This window comes from Labilibaculum euxinicum (assembly GCF_963678175.1).
GTDB lineage: Bacteria > Bacteroidota > Bacteroidia > Bacteroidales > Marinifilaceae > Labilibaculum > Labilibaculum euxinus.
This window is the reverse complement of the sequence record NZ_OY782756.1, coordinates 47,279-73,658: the sequence shown is the minus strand read 5'-3', so window position 1 is coordinate 73,658 and position 26,380 is coordinate 47,279. Positions and strand designations below refer to the sequence as shown.

General features: G+C 37.0%; 25 protein-coding genes. 15 read left to right on the top strand and 10 right to left on the bottom strand.

The features are described from left to right. The first annotated feature begins 1 nt into the window (after window position 1). The 14 genes from ACY0M5_RS00345 to ACY0M5_RS00280 all read left to right on the top strand — a co-directional run bounded on the left by ACY0M5_RS00345 (window position 2) and on the right by ACY0M5_RS00280 (window position 15,152). Entirely contained in the window at window positions 2-532 is a 531-nt protein-coding gene (locus ACY0M5_RS00345) for a hypothetical protein (RefSeq protein ID WP_461630437.1), read from the top strand. Window positions 533-569: 37 nt separating this feature from the next. Beyond that, window positions 570-1,088: an outer membrane beta-barrel protein gene (locus ACY0M5_RS00340; protein WP_124992518.1), complete on the top strand. Its 519-nt coding sequence runs from the start codon at window positions 570-572 to the stop codon at window positions 1,086-1,088. A gap of 386 nt (window positions 1,089-1,474) precedes the next feature. Next, the gene (locus ACY0M5_RS00335) at window positions 1,475-2,530 is read left to right on the top strand and encodes a hypothetical protein (protein WP_461630436.1); all 1,056 of its coding nucleotides are present in this window, start codon (window positions 1,475-1,477) and stop codon (window positions 2,528-2,530) included. Between the two features lie 12 nt (window positions 2,531-2,542). Beyond that, a complete protein-coding gene (locus tag ACY0M5_RS00330) occupies window positions 2,543-3,061 on the top strand; it encodes a DUF3592 domain-containing protein (protein WP_461630435.1) in 519 nt (172 codons plus the stop codon). 170 nt (window positions 3,062-3,231) lie between these two features. Then, the gene (locus tag ACY0M5_RS00325) at window positions 3,232-4,002 is read left to right on the top strand and encodes a TIGR00266 family protein (RefSeq protein ID WP_191991602.1); all 771 of its coding nucleotides are present in this window, start codon (window positions 3,232-3,234) and stop codon (window positions 4,000-4,002) included. Window positions 4,003-4,017: 15 nt separating this feature from the next. Continuing rightward, window positions 4,018-4,611: a Yip1 family protein gene (locus tag ACY0M5_RS00320; RefSeq protein WP_461630434.1), complete on the top strand. Its 594-nt coding sequence runs from the start codon at window positions 4,018-4,020 to the stop codon at window positions 4,609-4,611. Between the two features lie 103 nt (window positions 4,612-4,714). Continuing rightward, the gene (locus tag ACY0M5_RS00315; RefSeq protein ID WP_461630433.1) at window positions 4,715-5,707 is read left to right on the top strand and encodes a hypothetical protein; all 993 of its coding nucleotides are present in this window, start codon (window positions 4,715-4,717) and stop codon (window positions 5,705-5,707) included. A gap of 127 nt (window positions 5,708-5,834) precedes the next feature. After that, on the top strand, window positions 5,835-6,773 hold the full coding sequence (locus ACY0M5_RS00310) for a hypothetical protein (RefSeq protein WP_461630432.1): 939 nt from the start codon (window positions 5,835-5,837) through the stop codon (window positions 6,771-6,773). Between the two features lie 391 nt (window positions 6,774-7,164). Then, the gene (locus ACY0M5_RS00305) at window positions 7,165-8,319 is read left to right on the top strand and encodes a cytochrome c3 family protein (RefSeq protein ID WP_461630431.1); all 1,155 of its coding nucleotides are present in this window, start codon (window positions 7,165-7,167) and stop codon (window positions 8,317-8,319) included. A gap of 62 nt (window positions 8,320-8,381) precedes the next feature. After that, window positions 8,382-11,366 (top strand): Fe-S-cluster-containing hydrogenase, encoded by a 2,985-nt coding sequence (locus tag ACY0M5_RS00300; RefSeq protein ID WP_461630430.1) that lies wholly within the window; start codon window positions 8,382-8,384, stop codon window positions 11,364-11,366. A gap of 10 nt (window positions 11,367-11,376) precedes the next feature. Further along, window positions 11,377-12,750: an NrfD/PsrC family molybdoenzyme membrane anchor subunit gene (gene nrfD / locus ACY0M5_RS00295; RefSeq protein WP_124992510.1), complete on the top strand. Its 1,374-nt coding sequence runs from the start codon at window positions 11,377-11,379 to the stop codon at window positions 12,748-12,750. A 105-nt stretch (window positions 12,751-12,855) separates the two neighbouring features. Further along, entirely contained in the window at window positions 12,856-13,377 is a 522-nt protein-coding gene (locus ACY0M5_RS00290) for a DUF3341 domain-containing protein (protein WP_461630429.1), read from the top strand. A gap of 20 nt (window positions 13,378-13,397) precedes the next feature. Further along, window positions 13,398-14,561: a hypothetical protein gene (locus ACY0M5_RS00285; protein ID WP_461630428.1), complete on the top strand. Its 1,164-nt coding sequence runs from the start codon at window positions 13,398-13,400 to the stop codon at window positions 14,559-14,561. A 24-nt stretch (window positions 14,562-14,585) separates the two neighbouring features. Then, entirely contained in the window at window positions 14,586-15,152 is a 567-nt protein-coding gene (locus ACY0M5_RS00280) for a c-type cytochrome (protein WP_461630427.1), read from the top strand. Between the two features lie 180 nt (window positions 15,153-15,332). On the opposite strand, the gene ACY0M5_RS00275 is transcribed toward ACY0M5_RS00280, so the two are convergent. From ACY0M5_RS00275 to ACY0M5_RS00235, 9 genes are all read right to left on the bottom strand, one after another. Continuing rightward, a complete protein-coding gene (locus tag ACY0M5_RS00275) occupies window positions 15,333-16,796 on the bottom strand; it encodes a restriction endonuclease subunit S domain-containing protein (protein WP_461630426.1) in 1,464 nt (487 codons plus the stop codon). Window position 16,797: 1 nt separating this feature from the next. Next, window positions 16,798-18,927, bottom strand: a complete 2,130-nt coding sequence (locus tag ACY0M5_RS00270) for an HsdM family class I SAM-dependent methyltransferase (protein ID WP_461630425.1) — start codon at window positions 18,925-18,927, stop codon at window positions 16,798-16,800. Between the two features lie 841 nt (window positions 18,928-19,768). Beyond that, entirely contained in the window at window positions 19,769-20,086 is a 318-nt protein-coding gene (locus ACY0M5_RS00265) for a cation transporter (protein WP_197092587.1), read from the bottom strand. Window positions 20,087-20,171: 85 nt separating this feature from the next. Then, window positions 20,172-21,038, bottom strand: coding sequence for a UbiA family prenyltransferase (locus tag ACY0M5_RS00260; RefSeq protein WP_461630424.1), 867 nt, complete (start codon window positions 21,036-21,038; stop codon window positions 20,172-20,174). Between the two features lie 9 nt (window positions 21,039-21,047). After that, a complete protein-coding gene (gene coxB / locus ACY0M5_RS00255) occupies window positions 21,048-21,989 on the bottom strand; it encodes a cytochrome c oxidase subunit II (RefSeq protein WP_461630423.1) in 942 nt (313 codons plus the stop codon). 3 nt (window positions 21,990-21,992) lie between these two features. Continuing rightward, on the bottom strand, window positions 21,993-22,280 hold the full coding sequence (locus ACY0M5_RS00250; RefSeq protein WP_124992501.1) for a cytochrome C oxidase subunit IV family protein: 288 nt from the start codon (window positions 22,278-22,280) through the stop codon (window positions 21,993-21,995). 10 nt (window positions 22,281-22,290) lie between these two features. After that, window positions 22,291-22,905, bottom strand: coding sequence for a cytochrome c oxidase subunit 3 family protein (locus ACY0M5_RS00245; RefSeq protein WP_461630422.1), 615 nt, complete (start codon window positions 22,903-22,905; stop codon window positions 22,291-22,293). Further along, window positions 22,898-24,508 carry a cytochrome c oxidase subunit I gene (locus ACY0M5_RS00240; RefSeq protein WP_461630421.1) on the bottom strand — a complete coding sequence of 537 codons (1,611 nt, stop codon included), beginning with the start codon at window positions 24,506-24,508 and terminating at the stop codon, window positions 22,898-22,900. The genes ACY0M5_RS00245 and ACY0M5_RS00240 overlap by 8 nt, the downstream gene beginning before the upstream one ends. 95 nt (window positions 24,509-24,603) lie before the next feature. After that, window positions 24,604-25,386, bottom strand: coding sequence for an SCO family protein (locus ACY0M5_RS00235; RefSeq protein ID WP_461630420.1), 783 nt, complete (start codon window positions 25,384-25,386; stop codon window positions 24,604-24,606). 213 nt (window positions 25,387-25,599) lie between these two features. On the opposite strand from ACY0M5_RS00235, the gene ACY0M5_RS00230 reads away from it, so the two are divergent. After that, window positions 25,600-26,031, top strand: coding sequence for a c-type cytochrome (locus ACY0M5_RS00230; protein ID WP_461630419.1), 432 nt, complete (start codon window positions 25,600-25,602; stop codon window positions 26,029-26,031). A 70-nt stretch (window positions 26,032-26,101) separates the two neighbouring features. Here the strand turns inward: ACY0M5_RS00230 and ACY0M5_RS00225 are convergent, their stop codons facing one another. Then, window positions 26,102-26,365 carry an SEC-C metal-binding domain-containing protein gene (locus tag ACY0M5_RS00225; protein ID WP_156194419.1) on the bottom strand — a complete coding sequence of 88 codons (264 nt, stop codon included), beginning with the start codon at window positions 26,363-26,365 and terminating at the stop codon, window positions 26,102-26,104. Window positions 26,366-26,380 lie beyond the last annotated feature (15 nt).

The window sequence follows — 26,380 nt, the reverse complement described above, 5'->3', positions numbered from 1 at the left end:
TATGAAAAAGACACTTTGTATTTTATTTTCGATCCTAATTGGTTTCGCTTCGTGCGATAAGGTTAATGACTTGAAGACAAAAGATTTTTATGATCTTAAATTATCGAAAAAAACACTTGTTACCGTAAATTCCGATAAAAGTGCCGCAATTAAGAGCGCAGAGAATCATCCTTTTTCCGAAACAATTAGTCTTGATTTTAACGACTTGAGCGAAGTAAAGGAATACCTGAACAAGTTGGAAGCTGTAGATGTTACTTCTGTGACTTGTAAAATTACAGATCTATCGGCTGGAGAGGTAAATTCATTAAACCTAAGTGTGCCGGATTTGAATTTCGATTTTGATATTCCAACTGTTTCCGAAAATCAGGCTCTTTTTGTGAATTTCACTACAGAGCAATTGGATGCAATTGCAAATGAATTGTTACAAAGCAAAAATCTAAAAATAATAATCTCAGGAACAGTTACTGAAAAGCCGGTTAGTTTCAATATTGAAACAACAGCCTTAGTAGATGTAGAGGTGAAAGTTTTATAATCCTAATTAAATTTTAATAACAAGTAAAAGTAAAAAAATGAAAAACAAGTTAATTTTAGTAATTGCAACCGTGCTTTCTGTATTTTTTAGCCTGACAACCAAAGCACAAGACTCAAAAATTCTGGCCGGAGCTGGTCTTAAGTATGCAACAGATATCAGTACTATGGGTATTGAAGCTAAAGGTGTTTATTTAGCAAGCGATACATGGGAAATTGCTCCTGCATTCACTTACTATTTCAAGAAAAACAATGTGAACTGGTCTACATTAGATTTTGATGCACATTATGTATTTTCTAGTGATGACAAAAGTACATTTTATGCCATTGGAGGTTTGAACGTGACTTTCTGGAAATTTAAAATGGATGGTGGAAGTGAGCTTGATGATTATTTTGGAGGCTTTGATTTAGATGCTTCTGGAAGTGATGTTGGTGTAAATATTGGTGTTGGTAGTCGTTTTGCAATTTCTGATAAAATGTATTTTAATGCTGATTTGAAATATACCATTGGTAACGCCAACTACTTGTCAGCAGGTGTAGGCGTACTATACCATTTCTAGAAAACTATTTGACTAGTTACATTTAGTTAGTTAGTTAGTACTTCCTGTTTGGGCAGTCAACCAATTCACTTTACAACCAAGCAACCATAATAACTTAAGTCCCAAACAGGAAGTCTTTCTAATCAAACCTTTCTCAACCATTCTTAGAGCTTACAAATAAACCAGAACATTTAATTCAAATTCATTAACAGATGAAACGTCCATGCCAAGGTGTTTTGACATACAGCAGGGTGATTATTACAGCATGGTAATCCCGAGCTTTCGGGACCATATGGCATAAAAAACAAATTATAATCATATGAAACGACCATGTAAAAAGTATTACACACAGGTGAATGAGTGTAATTTGGGAGTTCCATCTGACAAAAACTTAAAATTATAAACAGATGAAACAAATTATTCTGATCGTAACCTATTTACTAATTACCTATGTTGCGACGGCTCAGCAAAAGAGTCAGATATATGCCATCAAATCAGGGCATATTGAGTATCAACTCAGTGGAAATACTACTGGCACCAAGTCTGTTTGGTGGGACAACTATGGGAATTCATCTTTTACGGAAACCAAATCGGTAAGCGTAACTAAAATGTTTGGAATTAAGAGTGAAACAAAAACGCATGATATCTCGATTATTAAAGACGGTAAATTTTGGAATGCCAACTTAATTGAAAACAAAGGGCAGAAAGGAACTGTTCCTTTTCAGGATATCACTGATAATATGACCGATGCAGAAAAGAAGAAGATGGGAAAAGATCTGTTGGAAGCTTTTGGCGGCGAGATTGTTGGTAAAGAAAATGTTTTGGGGAATGAGTGTGAAGTTGTAAAATTAATGGGCGCTAAATGTTGGATTTACGAAGGTATTACATTAAAATCAGAAGCAAAAATATTGGGTATTGAAGCGATCGAAACAGCTGCCGGGTTTGACAAAAATATCTCTGTGTCAAGTTCAAAATTTACACCTCCTTCTGGTATCGATTATGAAGATCAGGATCAGTATCAGCAGGAAATGTTTGGAGGAATGAGTGATGCTTTTAATGATGGTGGTTATGATGATGGCGATGATGAAGCTATGGATTTAGTTCCAGTAAAGTATCCTTATGAAAGGTTCCAGAAAATAGCAAATGGTTTCAGCTTCAATAATTACCGAAAAATGATGGTAATGAATATGGAGGGAACCTATAGCGCCATGTTTATGAAAGGAATGAATGGTAGTTTGGGTGTAGCAGCAACATCACGTAAAAACGGCAATCCTGATCAGGGAGGAAACCTTGAAATTTTCACACACAGCGGGAAAAAGTGTATGTATGGTAAAATGGAAGGAGACGAAGGCATTTCTTTAATCATCGAAATCCCAAATTACGATACATATATTATACTTGTGTCCAGTTCTGTTCAGACTAAACCAGAGATGCTTCAACTAATGGATGCTTTTAATTTTTAAAAAAGATAGACTATGGAAAACAAGCAAAGTTCATCGGTTGCAGCACTGGTTTTTGCTGTAGCATTTATTATTGGAGGTTGGTTTTTTTACAAAAATATCAGCCAGACTATTGTTGAAGAGGCAAATGCCTCAAAGTCGTGGCCTGCTGTAGAGGGCACGGTTACTTTAGCGGATATTAGCACATCGATAAGCGATGGAACGAAAATGTACGCATCCAACATTGTTTACAAATATATTGTTGAGGGTAAGGAGTATTTAGGAACACGAATTTCTACTGTTGATGGAAGCAGCAGCAGTGCATCAAGTGCAAAAAAAGATGTTCAGAAATATGCAGCAGGAAGTTCGGTTACTGTTTATTATGATCCGGAATTGCCTGATGCTTCCTTGCTTGAACCCGGACCCAATTTTTTTACTTATTTGATTACTTACGGACCGTTAGTGTTTTGTTTAATTGGATTCCTGATGTTGTGGCAATTTGTTAAGAAAATAGGATTGTTTGTTTTGGCTCTGTTTGTTGGGGCACGAAGTTAAATTAAAATGTTTTGTCAATAACAGTAGTTTGTTGGTGTTTAACTATTAGTAAGTTATATGAATAGAGTGTTTTAGTTAAAATAAGAAAAATAAGCACTTTGTAAATCAAGTTAGTTGCTAAAATCCAACAGACTATTAAAATATAATAACGAATAGTAAATTCAGAAATCATGAAATCACACGAAATAGATTATAAGATTATAGGGCACGATATTCAGTTGGTAGAGATTGAATTGGATCCAAATGAAACAGTTATAGCTGAAGCAGGAGCGATGTTATACATGAAAGAAGGGATAGATTTTCAAGCAAAGATGGGAGATGGTTCAGAGCCAGACAAAGGTCTTTTTGGCAAATTACTCTCGGCAGCATCCAGAAAAATTACCGGAGAGTCAATATTTATAACTCATTTTACACACCGGGGAACAGGAAAAAGTCAGGTTGCTTTTGCTGCACCCTATCCGGGAACAATTGTTCCTATCGATTTAGAGCAATTAGGTGGAACCGTGATTGTGCAGCGTGATGCTTTTTTGTGTGCTGCATTAGGAACAAAAATCAGTATGCATTTTAACCGGAAATTGGGTGCCGGTTTCTTTGGAGGCGAAGGTTTTATTCTTCAGAAACTGCAAGGAGACGGAAATGCTTTTATCCATGCCGGAGGAACACTAATCGAGCATGAGTTGAATGGCGAAACAATAAGAGTGGATACAGGCTGCGTTGTCGGTTTTCAGGAAGGCATTGATTTTAGTATTCAGCAGGCTGGAAATTTAAAATCGATGGTTTTTGGAGGCGAAGGTTTATTTCTGGCAACTCTTCAGGGAACAGGAAAAGTGTGGCTGCAATCCATGCCGATTAGCAAGTTAATCAATCAATTATCAACAGGAGGTTCCAATACCCGAAAAGAAGGTAGTAACGGGATTTTACAGAGTCTGTTAGAATCATAATAAAATCCTTAAATCATGATAAATATTGAATATTTAGTCGACAGAGTAAAGTTAGTTCTAGTTAATCCTAAGGGAGCATGGGCGAAAATTGGTAGTGAACAAATAGATCGTAAAGATTTTTTGATGTCCTACGTACTTCCTTTGATTCTCATTCCTACTATAGCATCTTTTATTGGTTATGGATTAATTGGCTTGGGAAGTTATTTCAAAGTTTCATCTCTTAGTTGGGGATTTCATCAAGCGATACTTGCTTTTGTAGGCGCGTTCTTAGGTGTTTTTATTAGTGCGTTCTGTATTCATAAGTTAGCAACTAATTTCGGTACTCAGGTAAGCCTGGATAATGCAATTAAATTGGTAGCCTACTCTTATACTCCGGTCTGGGTAGCAGGTGTTCTTACAATACTTCCAAGCCTTTCCATATTCTCATTATTGGCAGGAATTTACAGCTTATACATTTTGTATATAGGTTTTGTACCTGTTACAAATGTAAGTGAAGAAAAAAAGACCAACTACTTTATTGTCAGCCTGATTTTAGTAATAGCAGTTTCAGTGGTTGTATCCCTGGTGCTTGGAGCAATATTGTTAACAGCAGGTTTACGAACATATTAAAAAAAAATCCGGAGGCTTTAACCTCCGAAAGTAATTAGCAGGAATTAAAAATCATGCAGGATCTCTTTAATTCCAAATTATTAATCATTTCAAAAGTACAATAATGAAAACGAGTAAACTTTATTTTTTCGCACTTGCTTTTACGGCGCTAAGTATTTCGATGGTTTCATGTAGTGGTGATGATGGTGAAGCAGGATTATTAGGACCTAAAGGTGACGAGGGAGAACAAGGTGTCGCTGGAGAAGTCGGACCAGCAGGAGCCGATGGCAGTATTATTTATAGTGGAGAAGGAGAACCTGAAGCTGCAGTCGGTACAATTAGTGATTATTATATTGATGTTGTAACAGGAATGTTATACGGACCTAAGCTAAACGCTGACAATTGGATCGATGTAGACGGATTTTCGTTAAAGGGTACAAATGGAACGAATGGATCAAATGGACAAGACGGAGCGAACGGTGCGGATGGTACTGCCGGTGCAAATGGACAAGATGGAGCTAATGGTTCAAAAATATTATCAGGAGAAGGAGATCCTGAAGTAGAAGATGGCGAAAAAGGTGATTTTTACCTCAATACGACTTCTTTTACACTGTATGGACCAAAAATTGACAGTGGTTGGAGTGCAGGCTTAATGTTAAAGGGTGCCGATGGAAATGCCAATGTAAGAACATTCAGGATTACACTACTTAAGGATGATTGGCAGACCTTTTCGGATAGCAGAAGGAACAGGCTTTGGAGACATCTTGAGATTCCTGCTTTTACCGAAGATATATTTGATAATGGTATTGTACTGGTGAATTATAAAAGCAGCCATGAGAATCGATTGCATCAATTGCCGGTATCATATGTTACAAATAGCGGAAATCATTTTAAACATTCCTTTTATATTACTTCTAAAACTTATGATGACGGATATATTTACAACGCAATAAGCATAGAACAGTGTATCTATTTAACTAGTGATGATACTGAGACACTTTATAAAGGTGATGAAGTGTATCATATAAAAATAATTACTGGGAAAATTGCTGAACAATTGAGCAAAAACAATCAAGAGGAATTTAACAAACTTATTAAAAGTTTAGAGATAGAATAAAAAGCTTTTACTGATCAAAAAAAATCCGGAGGTTACAGCCTCCGGAAGAATACAATTAAAAGGAATTAAACATCACGCAAGATCTCTTTAATTCCAAATTATTAATCATTTCAAATTTACAAAAAAAATGAAAACGAGTAAACTTTATTTTTTCGCAGTCGCTTTTATGGCGTTAAGTATTTCGATGGTTTCATGTAGTGGTGATGATGGTGAGGCCGGATTATTGGGTCCTAAAGGTGATAAAGGAGAACAAGGTGCAGCAGGAGAAGTTGGACCAGCTGGAACCGATGGCAGTATTATTTATAGTGGAGAAGGCGAGCCTGATGCTGCAGTTGGTGCAGTTAGTGATTATTATCTGGACGTTGCAACAGGAATGTTGTATGGCCCTAAAGTAAATGCAGAAAATTGGACTGATACTGATGGATTTTCTTTAAAGGGTACCAATGGAACAAACGGTACAAATGGTTCGAAAATATTCTCGGACGAAGGTGTTCCTAGTAATAATTTTGGAAATACAGGTGACTTTTACCTTGACAAAACTAGCTCTATACTTTATGGCCCGGCAGTAACAGATGATGAAGGTGATACAACTTGGGGAGCTGGTTTAGAATTGAAAGGGGCTGACGGAAATGCGAATGTGAAAACATTTAATTATACAGCTAGTGTTTCTAGTTGGGCCGTGTATAATAATGACGGGGATAGTTTTACTAAAACGATTATTGAGGATATTGATTTTCCTGCTCTTAATGAAGATGTATTTGAAAATGGTATTGTATTGGTTTACTGGAAAGATGCAAACGCCATAAAACTTTTACCATTATCTAAACTGACTGGTCAAAACAACTTCCTTTCTCGTGAGGGATATGTATTTAAAAACAGTAGTGATAATAGGTACATACTGCGGTTTAAGAACATTCTTAAAGGAATAGGAAATATGACAGAACTGCTTACTATCGAAGATATTGAGTATCAAATAAAAATAGTGACAGGTCAGGCTGCTGTTCAGTTGGAAGCAAATAAAGGCAATCAACTTGAGTTTGATAGATTAGTTGAGAGTTTGAACTAGAGAAAATATTGAAAATAAAAGGGCATTCTTTTAGGAGGATGCCCTTTTTTCGTTTGAAAAATAGAAATAAGTTCATAAATATTCTGAATTAGACCAATTCTGTTTTTTTTTCAAAATTCATGTACCATTGGTAAACATTAATAAAAAGACATTTAAGTCCGTATCTATTGTTGCTTCCATTTGTATTCCATTATGTGAATGAATATGATTTATTCGTTTAAATTATTATATTTGGTAGAGAGCGAGGAAGTTACGAAGAAAGTGAGCTCAGCTACCTTAAGAAGAATGGTTGGATTGCAGTAGGATTTGGCAGATAAAGGTTTCGTATTTTGATTTGTATTTTCATTATTGGCTATTATATAACCCTAATCTGTACCAAATACCTTATTCTATGAGTAAACCCTACGGATTTTTTTATGCCCTGATTATACTTTTTCTGTTGTTTAGTCCTCCTGTGCTTCTCGCAATTGAAGCCGACAGCACTCATGTTGCTGAAAATGATAATCATCACTTCAACTATTTTCTAAGCTCTGAGAAAAGGGGAGAACGTCTTTTTAAAGGCTTAACCAGAATAAAAACGGATCTAACATCCTGTGTTTCCTGTCACAATATTGAATACATCGATACGCTGAATTGGAATCCTTCTGCGTTGGATATTGCCGGAACATTTGCCGATAAATCAATTGCAGAATTTAAGTCTGTATTGATGAGCCCGTTGGGAAAAAAAATGGAGGAGTCTCACGTAGGATATACTTATTCGGATGAGGAACTGGGATATATAAAATCATATCTCGTTCAATTAAAAGAGGATACTCTCCATGAAGTCAAACCTAAGGTAAATAACCTGATTGTTTTTTTCTTTTTGGGTGCCATACTTACTATGGCCTTAATTGATTTGTTCTTCACAAAAAAAATCAAATATAAATTTATTCCAATACTAATTTTTGTACTTGCCTTTGGTTATCAGATAAACATGTTGGCTGATGGAGCTATGGCCTTAGGTCGCAAACAAAATTACCAACCGGCACAGCCCATTAAGTTTTCTCATAAAGTTCATGCTGCCGGTAATAAAATTGATTGCAGATATTGTCATACCACTGCCGACGAAAGTAAATCTGCAGGAATTCCTCATGTAAACCTTTGTATGAACTGCCATATTATTGTAAGGGAAGGACCTAATTCAGGGAAATTCGAAATTAACAAAATTATCAAGGCAATAGAAAATAATACTTCTGTAGAATGGGTTCGGATTCATCAGTTGCCCGATCATGTTTTTTTCAGTCATGCCCAGCATGCCAATGTGGGAAAAAGAGAATGTCAGGAATGTCATGGCCCTGTTGAAGAGATGGATGTAATTAAGCAAGTTGAAGATTTATCGATGGGCTGGTGTTTGGATTGTCATGATAAAACAGCTGTTGATTTTCAGACCAATGGATATTATTCCAATGGCTTTAAAAAACTGCACGAAGATTTGGCAGCAGGAGTTATTGACAGTGTAAGAGTTACTGATATTGGAGGACGGGAATGTGCCCGATGCCATTATTAGAATTGTAAAAGCCAATTATTGCCCTGTTGCATTGCATTTTACCTATTGATAACCATTTATTTATGAAGAAACATTGGAAAAGTATTGCCGAACGTAAAAATGGATCAGAAACTCCCGAAAAGCAGAATTTACCTAAGGGAAATCTGGAACAAATACTCGATATATTTGATAACGGGAATGAAAAATCACAATCGAACCGACGTGATTTTCTAAAGCTTTGCGGATACAGTCTGGCAATTAGTACCGTGTTGGCCAGTTGCGAGAATTCTGTTCAAAAGGCCATTCCATACCTGATTAAACCTGAAGAAATCACTCCGGGGAAAGCGAATTATTATGCATCATCCTATGTAAATGGCAGTGAATATTGCAGTATTCTGATTAAAACCCGAGAAGGCCGTCCAATAAAAATTGAAGGCAACGATTTGTCGTCGGTTACTTATGGAGGCACCAGTGCCAGAGTTCAGGCTTCCATTTTGGGATTGTACGATACCAGCCGTTATAAAAATCCGCTGAAAGGTGATACCAAAATTTCCTGGGAGGAGTTGGATCAAGACATTATTCAGCAATTGAATCAATTGAAAGAAAGTAAAGAGAGAGCAGTTCTTTTGACTCCGACAATATACAGTCCATCTACAAAGTCTGTGATAGAGAATTTCATAAAAATCTACCCTAATGTTAATTGGGTACAATATGATAATCGATCTGCATCAGCATTAATTAAGGCGAACGAAATGTGTTTTGGAAAAGCTGGGATTTGCGATTACCGTTTCGATTTTGCAGATGTAATTGTGAGTTTCGATGCAGATTTTTTAGGAAATTGGCTGATGCCTGTTGAACACATTCGTCAGTACACCAAAAAACGAAAACTGAGCGATGGAAATACGAATATGTCGCGGCACATTCAGTTTGAATCACGTTTATCTCTAACAGGAAGTAATGCCGATTATCGGATTCCGGTAAAACCTTCCGAACAAGCTTTGTTTGTTGCTCAATTGTACAATGAGATATTGAAAATTAAAGGTCAGGAATCCTATTCTTTGAATGATACTTCGGAAGATATCCGCGAATTGGCCAAAGAGCTTTGGGAAAATAAAGGGAAATCATTGGTTGTTGCCGGTGAAAATGATTTAAATACTCAGATCTTAATCAATGGGATTAATTACGAGTTGGAAAATTACGGAACAACCTTGCGGATTGATAAACAAATACTAACCAAACAAGCAATTGATCCGGATATGGAACAATTACTTACTGATCTGAATTCGGGTAAGATAAAAGCTTTGTTCTCTTACGGTGTTAATCCGGTATACGATTATTTTAAGGGGGAGGAATTTGCAAAGGCAATAGATAAAGTGCCATTTTCTGTGTCGCTGGATATGGCTCCAAGTGAAACCAGTGGTCGTTTTAAATATGCAGCTCCCGATAATCATTTTATAGAAAGCTGGAATGATTTGGAACCTAAAACAAGCCGTTACAGTTTGATGCAGCCGGGAATTCGTCCGTTATTCAATACCCGGCAATTTCAATCTACTTTGCTTGCATGGATTGGTCAGGAAACGGACTATTTAAAATTTATAAAAAATTACTGGAAAGAGAAATTATATCCGCTTCAAACGGCCTATCCAAATTTCACTACTTTTTGGAACAACAGCCTGCAACAAGGAGTTTTTGAACCTCAAACAAAATCGGTTTTCGACACCAAATTTAAGTTGGATGGCATTGGGGAATTGATTGATAACATTGCAAATGCACCAAAATCATCAGGCGTAGAACTTCAGGTTTATGAAAGCTCAGCCATGGGCGATGGAAAAATGGCAAACAATCCATGGATTCAGGAACTTCCCGATCCGGTAACGAAAATTTGTTGGGACAATTACCTGACCGTATCGTCCAAACAAGCGGAAGAAATGCTTTTAGAAACAGGTGATGTGGTGGAGTTAAATTCAGGAGTGAAATTGCCGGTTTATATCTTGCCGGGACAAGCATACAATACGGTAGCCGTTGCTTTGGGTTATGGAAGAACAAATTGCGGAGTAGTTGGAAAGAATGTGGGTGTTAATGTTTTCCAATTATCTCAGTTTAAAAATGATTCCCGTGTTGATTTTTCTATTGGTGTTGAAATCAGCAAGACAGAAGAGAAGTATGAATTGGCAACGACTCAAACTCATCACTCCATGGAAGGAAGAGCAATTGTTCGTGAAGCTTCTTTGGGAGAATATTTAAAAGATCCGGCGGCAGGAAATGAGTCGCATCAGGAATACGAAAATGCAGGTATTTACAAGAAACCAAATTTTCCAAATCATCATTGGGGATTGGTAGTTGATTTAAATTCCTGTGTTGGCTGCGGTGCATGTTCAATTGCTTGCCAAGCGGAAAATAATGTGCCTGTAGTTGGTAAAAAAGAAGTAATCCGGGCGCACGAAATGTCCTGGATTCGTATCGACAGGTATTTTTCGGGCAGTGAGTTGAATCCGGATGTTTCCTTTCAGCCGGTAATGTGTCAGCATTGCGACAATGCACCTTGCGAGAATGTTTGTCCGGTAGCGGCCACCACTCACAGCAGCGAAGGCCTGAATCAAATGATCTATAACCGTTGCATCGGGACTCGTTACTGCGGAAACAACTGTCCGTATAAAGTGCGTCGGTTCAATTGGTTCGATTTTACGAAAGCAGATTCTATTCCAAATAACCTGCACGATGTGGCTGATATGACGATCGATTTAAAACGAATGGTTTTGAATCCGGATGTTACCGTGCGGGCCAAAGGAGTTATTGAGAAGTGCTCCCTATGCGTGCAGCGAATTCAGGAAGGAAAACTGAAAGCGAAAATGGATGGAAGAAGGCCTCGGGACGGCGAAATAAAAACAGCTTGTCAGCAAGCCTGTCCTGCCGGAGCAATCATATTCGGAGATTTAAATGATAAGGATAGTCAGGTGGTAAAAGAAACTTCGGGCAAGCGAAATTATCATTTGCTGGAGGAGATTCATACGCTGCCATCGGTAAGTTATCTAACAAAGATTAGAAATAAAGAAACGAACAATTCATAAAACCACGCTTATGTATGTGTCGCCAATTCGTGAACCATTAATCACGGGGAAAAAAACGTATAAAAAGATTACCGACGAAATTTCTGCTCCAATTGAAGGAAAGGCGGGGAAGGCTTGGTATGCTGGAATTGCAATTACTTTATCGGCCTTATTTTTCGGCTTAGCCATGATGGGTTGGACCATTTGGCAGGGAATCGGAACATGGGGATTGAATAAAACCATAGGATGGGGTTGGGGAATTACCAATTTTGTGTGGTGGGTAGGAATCGGTCATGCCGGTACGTTTATTTCGGCCATTCTATTACTGTTTCGTCAAAAATGGAGAACAAGTATCAATCGATCGGCCGAGGCAATGACACTTTTTGCCGTGATGTGTGCAGGTATGTTTCCCTTAATTCACATGGGACGTCCACTACTTGCATTCTTTGTGTTTCCTTATCCAAATACGCGTGGTCTTTGGGTAAATTTCAACTCACCACTGCTGTGGGATGTATTTGCCATCAGTACCTATTTTAGTGTTTCTCTTTTGTTTTGGTATGTTGGTTTAATACCTGATATCGGAACCATTCGCGACAAAGTGAAATCAAAATTTAAAAAAGCAGTTTACGGATTTTTAAGTTTTGGATGGACAGGATCTGCCAGACACTGGAGCAGGCACGAAACCATGAGTTTGGTATTGGCCGGATTGGCTGCACCGCTGGTACTTTCGGTTCACAGTATTGTAAGTGCCGATTTTGCAACTTCGATAATTCCGGGGTGGCACACAACAATTTTCCCGCCCTATTTTGTTTCCGGAGCCATATTTTCTGGTTTTGCAATGGTGCTTACCCTCTTAGTGATTACACGAAAGGTATTGAATCTGGAAAGCTACATTACGGTTGGGCATGTTGAATCGATGAATAAAATTATTATTGCAACCGGCTCTATTGTGGGGATTGCCTACATCACCGAATTGTTTATTGCCTGGTATTCGGGCGTGGAATATGAGCAATATGCATTTCTGAACCGGGCAACCGGACCTTATTGGTGGGCCTACGCAATCATGATGACCTGTAATGTGATTTCGCCGCAACTGCTTTGGTTCAAAAAGCTGAGACGAAATCTTGCATTTACCTTTGTTCTGTCCATTTTCATCAACATTGGAATGTGGTTCGAGCGGTTTGTAATTATTGTAACCTCTTTGCACCGCGATTACCTGCCGTCAAGTTGGTCGATGTACAGTCCAACTGTCGTTGAAGTAGGAATATTTATTGGAACATTAGGTTTGTTTTTTACTTGTTTCCTACTGTTTATTCGGGTATTCCCGGTAATTGCCATTGCCGAGGTGAAGACCGTAATGAAAAGTTCCGGAGAGAAATTTACAAATAAGGATAAAAACGAATGATCATGAAACGAGCATGAGAAAAAGTTCTCGCACACGAGAATGACTATTTGGTAATCCCGAAAGCTTTCGGGACCATATGGCAATTGAAAAACAAATTATAGACATATGAAAAGATATATTTCAGCCTATTTTGAAGATGAGGAAAATCTTCTGCGTGCTACCAAGGAATTGCGGGCTCAGGATGTTTCCATTCAGGATGTTTTGACTCCTTTTCCGGTTCATGGCTTGGATACTGCTTTGGGTTACAAACGATCCAATTTGCCAACTGTGGCATTTATTTGCGGAGGTATTGGTTTGGCTGTAGCTTTTGGCTTTCAAACCTGGGCATTTACTGTAGATTATCCATTGTTTATTGGAGGAAAGCCGCATTTTGCGATTCCTTCTTTTATCCCGATCACTTTTGAACTGACGGTTCTGTTTGCCTCTTTTGGAATGGCAATAGCATTCTTTATTCGCTCGAAACTCGGACCCGGAGCCAGAACTGTGATTCACGACGAACGAAGTACCGATGACCGTTTTGTGATTATTGTAGATCTGGATGAGGCAGGAAGTCAGGATGATGTTGTGAAAGGGATTCTTGAAAAAGAAGATGCTATGAACATACAGGTTAAGGAGATTGAATTGTAAACCGCATAAACCAAATGGTGATGGACAAGAATTATACATTTTCCCAAAAAACACAAATTGCACTGCTCGCTGTAGGGGGATTCGGAATTCTATTGCTTCTGCTTGGGTATTTAATAGAAGCCCCCAACGGTCAGAGGTTTTGGACAAATTTTTTAATTAACAACCTGTTTTTCCTGTTCATTGCTCTGTTTGGAGGCGTATTTCAGGCATTGCATAAAATAGCTTATTCAGGATGGCATACCGCATTGCAGCGCATTCCCGAGGCCTTGGCATCATTTCTGCCGGTATCAGCTATTTTGATGTTCCTTTTGTACTTCGGTATGCATGATATCTATCATTGGTCCCACGAGGGATTGCACGATCCGGTATTGGAGGGGAAAGCGGCCTATTTAAATATTCCGTTCTTTTTCATCCGGATGGCGGTTTATTTTGGTGTTTGGATATGGCTGACGCGCTTGCTGCGAAAAAATTCCCTGCAGCAGGATTTATCTACAGATATCAAATACTATAAAAAGGGAAAGTTACTGGGCGCTTTATTCATGGTTTTCTTTGCCGTTTCGAGTTCGGCCATGAGCTGGGATTGGTTAATGTCCATTGATGCACATTGGTACAGCACCCTTTACGGATGGTTTATTTTTATTGGTCTTTTTGAGATTGGCATTGCTGCCATTATCCTTTTTATCCGTTTTCTGAAATGGAAAGGCCATTTGGAATTCATCAGCAAAGAACACATTCACGACATGGGAAAATACCTGTTTGCATTCAGTATTTTTTGGATGTATTTGTGGTTCTCTCAGTATCTGTTAATCTGGTACAGTCACATTCCTGAAGAAACGGCCTATTTTGCACCCAGACTGCACGATCATACCATTCTGTTTTTCACCATTTTGGTTCTTAATTTTGTAATTCCATTTCTGGGATTAATGACCCGTAATTCAAAACGAAATTTAAAGTGGTTATCGCTTGTGGCGGTGGTTGTGTTGATTGGTCAATGGTTGAATATTTATTTACTGGTAATTCCCGGAACAATCGGGAAATCGGCGCAAATTGGCTTAACGGAAATTGGCTTTGTGTGCTTGTATCTGGTAGGCTTCTTGTTTGTTGTCTTAAGCTCTTTGGCAAAAGCACCGCTGTTAAGTAAAAATGATCCTTTACTCGAAGAGAGTTTTCATTACGAAACCTGATTCATGACCCAAAAAGAAATTGTTATGCAAAAATTCGTATCCTATTGTAGTGCTTTATTGCTAGTTGTGGTTTTGTTGGCATCCTGCGATAAAGACCGCAACCATCCGGGTTATTCCTATTTTCCGGATATGGTACAGTCGCGGGCTTTTGAACCTTATTCTGCGAATCCTAATTTCGAAGACGGTTCGAGTTTGCGTTTGCCGGCCGAGGGTACTATTCCCAGAGAAATGATTCCTTACCATTTTGAAAAAACACCGGAAGAACGGATTTGGGCGGGCGAAAATATTTTTAATCCCAACGAAATGACCGCTGACGATGTGCAGAGAGGCAAGAAACTTTTCGGGATTTATTGCATCCACTGTCATGGTGAAAAGGGAGATGGACAAGGATATCTGTTTACAAGTGGCAAATATCCATTTCAGCCCAGAAGTTTGATTACCGATGTGATGAAAACAACTCCCCGCGGTGAGATTTTCCATGTAATCACCGTTGGTTTTGGGGTTATGGGTGCTCACGGTGCTCAAATTAAGCAAGCCGACAGATGGAAAATTATTGAGTACATAAAAGTGGAACTGCAGGAACAAAAGTAGGGCGTGCCCCTTATGAATAATTGTGAAATTTAAAGAAAGGGTCACTTAACTAAAATCTAAGCATGGAAATATCACTTACACGCTTTATGGGACAGTCGCGGAAAATTTCTTGTGACGTTTAGCGGTTCTGTGAGAAGTTAGGGGTGAAATTCCCCTAGCTTACTCGACTGGCGGTAGTTTTTAACCTACTGCATCTATATAGAATTCAGGAGTTTTTGTTTTATTATTTTTTATATCCTGTACTATTAATTTCAACGTCTCATTGCATTTGATTCTAAACTTGTTAAGTTCAAAAACACCTGCTTTTTCTAGATTATTGATAGAAAAACTTTCAACTTTCATTTCAGCACCACTATGATATAGCTTCGATATTTCAGTTTTTATTTTTTCGCCGAACTTTGGTATTTTAAAGTCTTCCCAGTAGTTTACTGCATAACTGCCTCCTTGACCACCAACAGAAACTTTATCAAAATACCCTTTACTTCTAAGGAAGTGTAAATACTGACCAAGTATTATGGAGTCTTTAAGTTCTTTATCTGGGTTAGGTGATATAATAAGTCCATGAATGTTTGTGACAAACTTCATAGTTTCATCACAAATTACAAAGACTTTCCCTACAGTGCCCTCTGCGGAAAAAAGTATGTCACCTTCCTTCATATACCAGACAGGGTTTCTAGCCCCAATATATACCTCTTTTAAAATATATCCATTATCTGAAATATCACTTGGATATACTAATAAATGATAGTTCTTTTTATAGAATTCTGATTTTATAGATCTACCTAAGTCTCTTTTTTGAAGATTAGTTCCCCGTTTCATAGAAAAACCTGCATCTTGTAAACTCCAGGTTCCATTTTTGTAATTATTAATGCTATAATTGATATCATAAACAATCTGAGAATAAAAACCTGCATCTAATCTTGTTGATTCCATTAAATACGTAATATTCGGACTTTTAGGTTCATTCTCGCTTAGGAAAAAATCATTTTCAATTGCTTTATTTGCAGAGCATAACTTTTGATATGAAACTCTTTCTGAATAGGTTATATTTTTAAATAGTGCTTCAATTAAAGGGAGTAGCTTTTCTTCTTGGGCACCTAGTTTTGGAAGCAAACATTCTAAAAACTTTGTACCTGCATGTCTTATAGTAGAACCTATTGGAGTCTTTGCTTCAAGCTGTTTTAAAAAATATTCATCTCTTAAGAATGCAAGGCAGTAATATTTTATAGAATCTGTTTTAAAATTAAGTTTAACTACACCTGATGAAAGAACATACTCTTTTTCACCTTCATGAATAAACAAACAAGTATCGCCAATATTCGCATCTTTGCAAAGCAAAACATCTTCATTCACTAGTTGATTTGAAAAATCATACTTTGGATTTAAGAATATTTCTTTATTTACTTGATTGCTAAAATTGGATGAATCAATACAACTATTTCTTACGAAAGAAACATTTGAATTGGGAACATAAGTAAAAGAACCAGGCTCTTCCCCATTATCAAAGGGTTTCTTAGAATCTAGAAAATTTAATAGAACATCCTTATTAGGATTAATTATATTAATCTCAGAATAATTGTTAGGAGAAAGGCTTTTCCTTTCTAGGATATCAGTAAATTTTATTTCGCTTGGACAGATTAACATATTATTTGTCTAAAAACATTTTTTTAAGTGGAGTTTCTTGGAATAAACACCACTCTTTAAACTCATTGATTGTTTTGGTAAAGTCTTCATTTGTTATAGACTCCCCTTCCTCATTTGTAATTGTTTCGAAAGTTTCTTCATTTAAAGCATACTCTGTTTCAAAATATACATTTCGCTTAGAAGTTTTCTTAATGTAACCAACGTTATGTATTTCTCTGCAAAAAACTTTGTAATCTTCCTTTATTAATTTTTCAAGCTTAGCTACTTTAGGTTTGTACCCAATTATTATTGTCGTATTGACACCTGTTTCGGCAAAAATATTTTGTGGTAAATCTACAATCGCAACTACACGAGTATTCTCCATTAACCATTTACGAGCAAACTGGAAAGATTTATTAGATGCAATACTGTTACTTAAAACAATTCCAAACCTTCCATTTTCCTTTAATGTTCTTACGGCATTTTCTAAAAACACTACTCCTAAATCAAGACCAGCTTTAGGGTTCTCTGCGATATATAAATCATAAGTTTCATAATATTTTGCAGCTGCTACATCTGAAGGTTTTGAAAGATCCAAGCTTCTTCCTTTACCAAAAGGGGGATTCGTTAATACAACATCATACTTATTGATTTCAGTTTCATCAGGCCATGAATCCCAATTTCCTGAATAGTGCTTGTCTTTAATTAGCTCTACAATTTCATTTTCTGTATTCAATTTATGTGTAATAGAGCCTTTGTTTGGCATATATTTAATGCAAGCATTACCATCTCCATTAAGTAACATATTTAGTTGTGCCAGAACCGTCATGTTATAATCGTTATCGAAACCGTATAAATTCCTATCATCAAGTTTTCCCTCTGAATTCACATAACTAACAGATAAGAAATCTCCAATACCACAACAAGGATCACATATCGTCTCTCTTCGACCAGGATTAACAATAGCTACTAGAAAGTTAATAATTGGTATTGGAGTTAGAAATTGAGCATTTTCTTCTTTTTTAAATTTTGTCGCAAAATTGTAAAATACTAACTGGTATAAATCACTTTTTCTTGATTTCATGAAAGAATATCTTTGAAAATGATAAGCAATGTCTGAAGCTACCTTTACATGTCTAATATTTTTCCAATTAATCTTATTTTCACCAAGTATATTTTTGTAATATTTCTTGGCGTTTAAGAAAATGCTATTTGTCCGGTCAATGAATTCCTGAATACTTTCCTCTTTTAAAGATTGGAACTCATGTTCTTTTGTATGGATATAAAATTCGATATTACTACCATGTAACTCTGCCTGCTTCTCATCATATATTTTGATAGCGAGCATTTGAATTAGAACGTGATATCCTTCTTCATTAAAAAGACTTACAGAATCAAGGGACTTTAGAATATTTGCAAGTGAATTTTTAATTCCCTCATCATTCATTGTGAAAATTACATCTAAATCTTCAATAAATTTGTTTGAAGGATCAACGTCTTCAAGGGTAGAGTTTACTTTTAATAACTGATCATGATTTGGTATCAAATAATATGGGTCGGTAATCTCAAGTTGATACTGTTCCAAAATTCTTTGACTTGTCGGGAAGTTTTTAGAATTATCAAGACGGTATATATCATTTCCAATTTTTTTAAACAAATATAGTCTTCCCATATCATAATATGCTCCAAGAACTTTGGAACAGTCTGACTCTTTAATTGTCGCCTTTATTTGTGAATTAAATATTTGTTCTATTTTTTTTGTGTCTCCATCACGCTTAAATTCAATCATAAATATTGCTGATTTTCTTAACCAATTAAGCGCGTCTTGGTCTTTCTTTTCTCTATATTTTTTATAGTAATCTAACCAATCCGTTTGGGAAAAAACAACCGCATCAATTTTTATTGGCGTTGACCCAATATTTCCTTTAGGAAAATATATTTCTGTACCTATAAAATCTCTTGAAACTAAGTTGGAATCTATAAGCGCAAAAATAAATTGCCACTTAAAATACTCCTCATTCGGTTTTCCCTTTGAATCTACTATGCTAATTTCATTTTGAAAATTACCATCAACGGTACATAATGACCTTTCTAATTGCGAAACGCCATTATATCTTAGGTCATATTTTGATTTTGATTTTGAAAAACTCAAGGTCTCTTATATTTTAGATTATTATTTAATATACAAAGATGCATTTTTTATCTATCAATTGAACTTATCGCCGAAGTTGCACTTTAAATTACCGCCAACTCCTAAAATAAAGTAATGGGCTTTATTTCGTTAATATTTTAATGAAAAGTGTATTTAACTAGCTGTACAGGCCAGTAAATGTACACATATTATGATGACAATATGAAATGTCATCTGTAAAAACCATACTAAAGTAGTGAATTGAAACAAAGATTCAAGCTGTCAAAGTTGCCAACTTGCTGGCCTAAAGAATAATTGCCTGAAAAGGGTTTTTTGAACTGGAGGTGAGGAACAAAAGAAGAGTTGTTTTTTCATCTGTTGCAGTTTGGCTTTAGCCAACTGAGATTAAAATATTCCAAAGACAGATTTGTTTTTGTATTTATTGAGTTTTTAAACTATCATTTTATGCTTTGTACTCAGTACATTGTGTCAAAACTCAAGTTTTCAGGCTTTGTACTCAGTACATTGAGTAAAAACTCAAGTTGTCAAGCTTTGTACTCAGTACATTGTGTCAAAACCCAGGTTTTCAAGTTTTGTACTCAGTACATTGAGTCAAAACTCAGGTTTTCAGGCTTTGTACTTTGTACATCGGGCAAAAGACCTCTATTGTCTGGCTTTGGCTTAATTCATAGAAAGGAAAAGGAATATGTCCAAAAAGTATCGTTCTATTGTCATTCTGAGCTTGTCGAAGAATCTTTCACTTTGAAAAACAGATGTTTCGACTTCGCTCAACATGACAATCCGATACAAAATATTACTTTTGGGACAGCCTCTTTGTAATGCAGCTTCGCAGGTTCTTATTTTACTTCTCTACATTGTAACCAACGGCTTCAATTTGCTGCGCAATTTCTTCACGGGTAATTTTATCCTTTTCCACCTTAATGCTTACTTTACTATTTGTATGGGAAGCTTCCACTTCAACAACACCATCAATTTGTTTCAACCCATTTTTAATTGTGTTTTCGCATCCGGTGCAGGTCATTCCGGTTACGGTAAATTCCATTGTTTCATAGTCAACCACTTGTGTTGTTTCGTTTTTTTTGCTCTCTGCTTTTTTAGTATTCGACTGGCAAGCGGCCAGGAAAGCAATTGCAAATACTACGATTAGAATTTTTCTCATTTTAACAGGGTTTAGTTGAATTGTAAATATAAAAAGGATTGGTATAAATGTCCGGTTTATTGGTTGTGATAATAATAGAACAGCTCTAAAAGTAAAGTTTATCAATACTAATTAGGATCATGATCATCAGGAAATAAAGATTAAGGCGCAGGAACAATTTTCGTACGCTTATTCGGTCGTAATTTTTTAAAAGAATAAAACTGTTCGGAATAATCCATAAGGATAGGGCCAGTAAAGACCAAATCAGAATTTTTGATGAGAGAACATCAAAGATGGGAAGCAGCAAAGCAACCATTATTGTTGCCAGCATCCATATTAATGTGATGTTGTGAATTTGTTTCACGCTAAACACATCAGTCAGTACTTTAAAACCTCCTTTTTTATAATCTTCGCCATAGAGCAGCAACAAGAGCCAAAAGTGCGGAATCTGACCAATAAAGAAGAAAAACGAAAGGGCTAAAATTGGCCACTCCAAAAAATTACCGCCCGCTGCCACGTAACCTATCATTGGAGGAAATGCACCGCTTAACGCTCCGGGAACAACAGCAAATGCCGAAATCTGTTTTAAGGGAGTATATACCAGATTGTACCAAAAGATTGAAAAAATGGCCAGCCATAAACTTTCGGTAGTTCCGCCTAAGGCTAGTAAACCGCAACCCGAAAGCAGGAAGAAAACACTCCATTTAACGGCTTCCGAAATGCTGATTTTTCCTGCAGGGATTGGCCGGAATTTGGTGCGGTTCATTAACGCATCTTTTTTGTGTTCCTGAATGTGATTTAAGGCTGATGCACCGGCCACAATCAAAAAAATACCTAACACTGCATAAGCCATATCCATTGAAAATTCCGGAGCATACAATAAATATCCCGTGAAACAGGAAATGGCTATTGGAACAGCAATTTTAATTTTCCCCAATTCAGAGAGCGTGGATATTTTCGCAGAGATATGCATAGGTAGTAATTATTTAAGCGTCTTCATAAATTCAATTATTTCGCCGATATCATCTTCTGTTAATTCATTTTTATAGGATAGCATCAAGCCTTTATTAAAACCTTTTACAATATCATCGTTAGGATTGTAAATGGAGTTGATTACATAGGCGGTGTCAACATTTATTTCTCTTGTTTGCCCCTTAGTAATAACTGTTTCTGTTTTGCCGAATAAACCTTTCCAGCTTGGGCCAACCAACTTCGATCCATCGAGCGAGTGACAGGCCAAACAACCATTCTTCTTTACAATGACTAAGCCCAAAGCCCCGGGTTTATCTGAAATAAGTGGAGCGGTTGCAGTTGTGTCAATATACCAGCTGTCGAATTTGTCCTGCGGCATTACAATCACAGATGTTTGCATAGAGGAATGTCTCAAGCCACAATATTCTGTGCAAAACAAATCGAATTCTCCTTCGCGCCCGGGTATGAACCACATCATTTGTTTTTTTCCGGGAACAACATCCTGCTTTAGTCTAAACGAAGGAATGTATAAACTATGTATTACATCCAGAGCCTTCAAATCCAATTTTACAGCACGATTTAAAGGAACATACAGCGTATCTGTTTTTTTGCCGTTTTCGTATTCGAATTGCCAGTTCCACATTCTGCCAACGCTTTTAATTACAAAAGCATCGTCAGGAACTTCTTTCATTGGTTTGTAGCCCATCCAGCCGTAATAGAACATCACCATAACCAATAGGGTGGGAATAACCGTCCAAAGTATCTCAAGGGAAACACTTCCGTGGATTTGGGTAGCGACCGGATTTCTTTCTTTTCGATATCGAAATACAAAGTATATCATGGTAGCTGTGATGGCGATGAGGAAAAAGAAAATGATTCCCAATATCACCTCGAAAGAAGTATCTACACCTTTCACAAAATTAGAAGCATCGGGTATTGCTTTAGAAGTCATAAGCTATCGGTATAAGTAGTCTAAGAAAGTAATAAAAATAACACAGCCCAGCAGTAAAAATACGCTGGCTACCATGATGGCATAGAACTTTTTATCGAATTTAAGATGCATAAAAATCAGTAATACCAATAGGGATTTAATACCAGCCAGCACTAAAGCCGCTGAAACTGTGTACGGACCTAAATTAAGACTGGTTATGGCCACTGATGTAAAGGTCATGAGAAGCAAGGCAATCAAAACAAATACATAGGTTTTGTATTTTACAATGTGGGTATGTTGTTCTTTTTCCATAACAGTACAATTAAGTGATTAGGTAGAATAAGGGGAAAAGGAAAATCCAGATTAAATCGACTAAATGCCAATACAACCCACTGTTTTCAAGTATTGCGAAGTTGTCGTGTTGTACCTCATCTTTAACCACCAGTCTCATTACGTAAGCAATGAATGCTACACCTATAACAATGTGTAATGCGTGAAGTCCCGTCATGGCATAGTACAAACCAAAAAACAGGATTTCTCCCTGACTTGCGTCCATCAGCGTTGGACTCCCAGGGTATATACCATGGGCTATTTTCCCACTCCATTCAAAATATTTATTCACCATAAATGCCACAGCCAGTAAAATGGTAATGCCCATTAATATCAACGTAAGCTTTTTATTCTGAGATTGTATGGCACTTATAGACATGGCAATTGTCATACTGCTTGTAAGTAGAATTACAGTATTTGCTGTGCCAATAAAAGTATTCAGTTCTTCGGCGGCCAAATGAAAAGCCGCCGGGTTTAAGTAACGGTATACCGAATAGACAATAAACAGTCCGCCAAAAAGCAGTAGCTCAGTAAATATGAAAATCCACATTCCCGTTTTAGCACCTTCATCGTCCCGGTGTTCATCTATGTGTGCGTGATTACTCATAGTCGTATGGCTGTTTGGTTACTACTGGTATTTCCGCAAAATTCTCCAAAGGCGGAGGACTGGCAATTGTCCATTCAAGTGTTTTTCCTTTCCAGGGATCGGCTTCTGCAATTTCTCCTTTTCGGGCCGAGCGAACCAAATTGGTGATGATAATAACCAGGCCGGAAATCATGAGCATGGCTCCAAACGAGGATACAATATTTGGTCCGTGAAATTCTTCAACATAGTCGTAATACCTGCGGGGCATTCCAATCATTCCTAAATAAAACATGGGAAGGTAAAGAGTGTTAAAACCAGTAAAGAATACTGCCAAACCAATATTTGCCCAGCCTTTGTCGTACATTCTGCCAAACATTTTAGGGTACCAGTAATGCAGAGCTCCAAAAAATGCATATCCGGTACCACCGAAAACAATAAAGTGAAAGTGTGCGACAACAAATGCAGTATCGTGCAAATGAACGTTGGCCGATAAGGCACCCAGTACCATTCCTGATAAACCTCCGATCATGAAAACGAAAAGAAAACAAAGAGCCCATAAGAAAGGAGTTTGAATATCGATGGATGCTTTATGAAGGGTAGCTACCCAATTGAATATTTTAATGGCACTGGGAATGGCTACCAAAAATGTAAGAATCGAAAATGTATACAAGGCTGTTCCACTCATTCCTGATGTAAACATATGATGTCCCCAAACAAAGTAACCAACAAATGCAATTGCTAAAGTAGACACAACAATTGCTTTGTAACCGAAAATGGTTTTTCGCGCGAATGTTGGAATAATTTCTGAGATTACACCCATCGCCGGCAGTATCATGATGTAAACGGCAGGGTGGGAGTAAATCCAGAATAAATGCTGATATAAGATTGGATCGCCGCCCAAAGCAGGATCGAAAAATCCGATTTGCAGGGTGCGTTCCAGTACAATCATTAATAATGTAATTCCTACAATTGGTGTTGCCAGTACTTGAATCCAGCTTGTTCCGTATATAGCCCATGGAAAAAGAGGCATTTTCATCCAAGTCATACCTGGTGCTCTCATTCTGTGAATAGTTACGATAAAGTTGAGTCCGGTTGCTATGGAAGAGAACCCTAAAATAAATGCACCAGTCACGGCCGGCAGCATATTTGTTCCTGTTCTAAAACTGTAGGGAGCGTAAAATGTCCAGCCGGTATCCGGAGGTCCGTCACCAAAAAACTGAGCCGAAAGAGCAACGGTCGCACCTAAAATATAGATCCACCACGACAAAAGGTTGAGCTTGGGAAATGCCACATCTTTCGCTCCAATCATCAGAGGCAGAAAAAAATTTCCAAACACTGCAGGTAAGCCGGGAACTACAATTAAAAAAATCATGGTTATCCCATGAAGGGTGAAAAAGCTGTTGTAAGTCTGGGCATCCATTATGGTTTTTCCGGGTGCAATCAGCTCTATTTTCATTAACAGACCCAGAATAGCTGCAACACTAAAAAGCACCAGCATACTGTATAAATACAACAAGCCAATTCGTTTGTGATCTGTAGAGAAAATCCATGAAAATATTCCTTTGTACCGTCCTTGATATTCAAGGTAATTTGGTTCATGGTTTTGAATTACGGTATCAGTCATATGTATCGTGTTAATTTTTTATCTTAATTGGAACCAAAGATGTTACAAATTCTGACAAATCGTATTTGTGTTAATCTGAGGATTTGCGGTTTGTATTATTGTTGTTTCCTTTTTGTTTTCACGAACACCAATAATAGAAAAACAATCAATCCCATTATCAATATAATGGCTCCGGTTATTTTGGTGATATTTAAAACGTAGGCTTGTCCTACCGGATCGTAGGAGTAGCAATATTGAAGTATTTTGTTGATAGTTGGTCCTGTCTGGCCTTTAGAAGCTTCCATAATAGCCAGTTTAAACTCAAATGGTAAAAAGTAGGTGCCATTTAAATAGCGGGTTATTTTTCCATCGGGACTTGTTACGATAACTGTAGCTGCATGTGTGTATTCGTTGCCAACCTTTTTATATCTAAAGCCCAATGCTTTTGTTGCCTTAGCAATATTTAGGCTGTCGCCGGTATAGAATTTCCAGCCCTCTTGTGTGTTTTTACCTTTAATTAAGGACTTGTAGTTGTTTTTCTTTTTAACTGCCAAATCATAAGTTTCTTTCGGATCAAAACTAATTGTGATGACTTGATAATCTTTGGCGATTTCCAAATCACTTTTTTGAATGACATCAGCCAAACCGTCCATAAGAGGACTGCAGATTCCCGGGCAACGGAAGTAGACAAATACAATTGCTGTAGGTTTATCAATTTGATCTTTTAAAAAGATCAATTCACCGGCTTCGTTGGTTAATTGTATATCCTGAGGAATGGTGTCGTTAAGATTTTCTATGACTCCAACTTCCATGTCGTAATACAAATCTTTTACGTCTTGACTAAATGATAAAGAAGTAATCAAGATTAGCAGAAAAGAAACAGTAAGTTTTAATTTCATAAATAGTCCTCCATAGTTTTAGGGGTAAGGAGATAAATGGGGCAATTATTTGGTAATCATTACTCTGGTCTTTATAAATATATAAAAATATTTGATGGGTTCTTATGGTTAATTGGCTTTTTTTGCAGTAGTTAGCTATTTAGAATGCGAAATAATTTTGAAAATACATTGTGTGTTTACTATTTTTATTGGATCTAAAAAAGAATAATGAGCATGAATAAACTGAACGTAATATTTTTGATAATTGTGTTTTTTTTTACCTCTTGCGGAGGATCGGATAAGAAAGCGGCAAAGAAAGAAGTTGTGAGTGCCGAAATACCAGCATCTGAAATGGAAAATGGTGCTCAATTATATAGAGCCAAGTGCATGAACTGTCATATGAAAACGGGTAGTGGTATTGAAAAATTTTATCCGCCCTTGGCTAATTCCGATTACTTGAAGAAACATACGGAAAATGCCATAAAAATGGTAAAATTCGGAAGCAATAAACCCATTAAAGTAAACGGTATTAAATACAATAGTTTAATGCCTGCATCTGGTTTAACCGATAAGGAATTGGTCGCCGTTTTTAATTATATTCTGAATTCCTGGGGAAACAATTACGGTCAGGTTTCTTTGGAACAGGTTGAGGCTGTAAAGAGATAAATAAGCTTTTGGCTATGGTATTTGGGTTATAGGGAATAGGTGAAGCCATGAGCCAAAAGCGCAGATCTTTTTAATGTACATTCGATTTTACACGATAATATTCTTTACGAAGGCGTTTTACACTTAGAACCTTAATTTGTTCTTCACCGGTTGTCTCACTAATTTTTTTAACAGCAATCTTACTTTTCTTCTGATGCTCGGGGTAATGACAAGCTTTGTACTTTTTACCGCTGTTGCAAAAGCATTTGTCATTTCGTTCAATTCTTACATAGTGAAAGGAATCTTTTTCGGTAGTGTTGAAAAAAGTCAACAAATTGTTAAGGATATTTTTCATAGTGTTGGAATATCT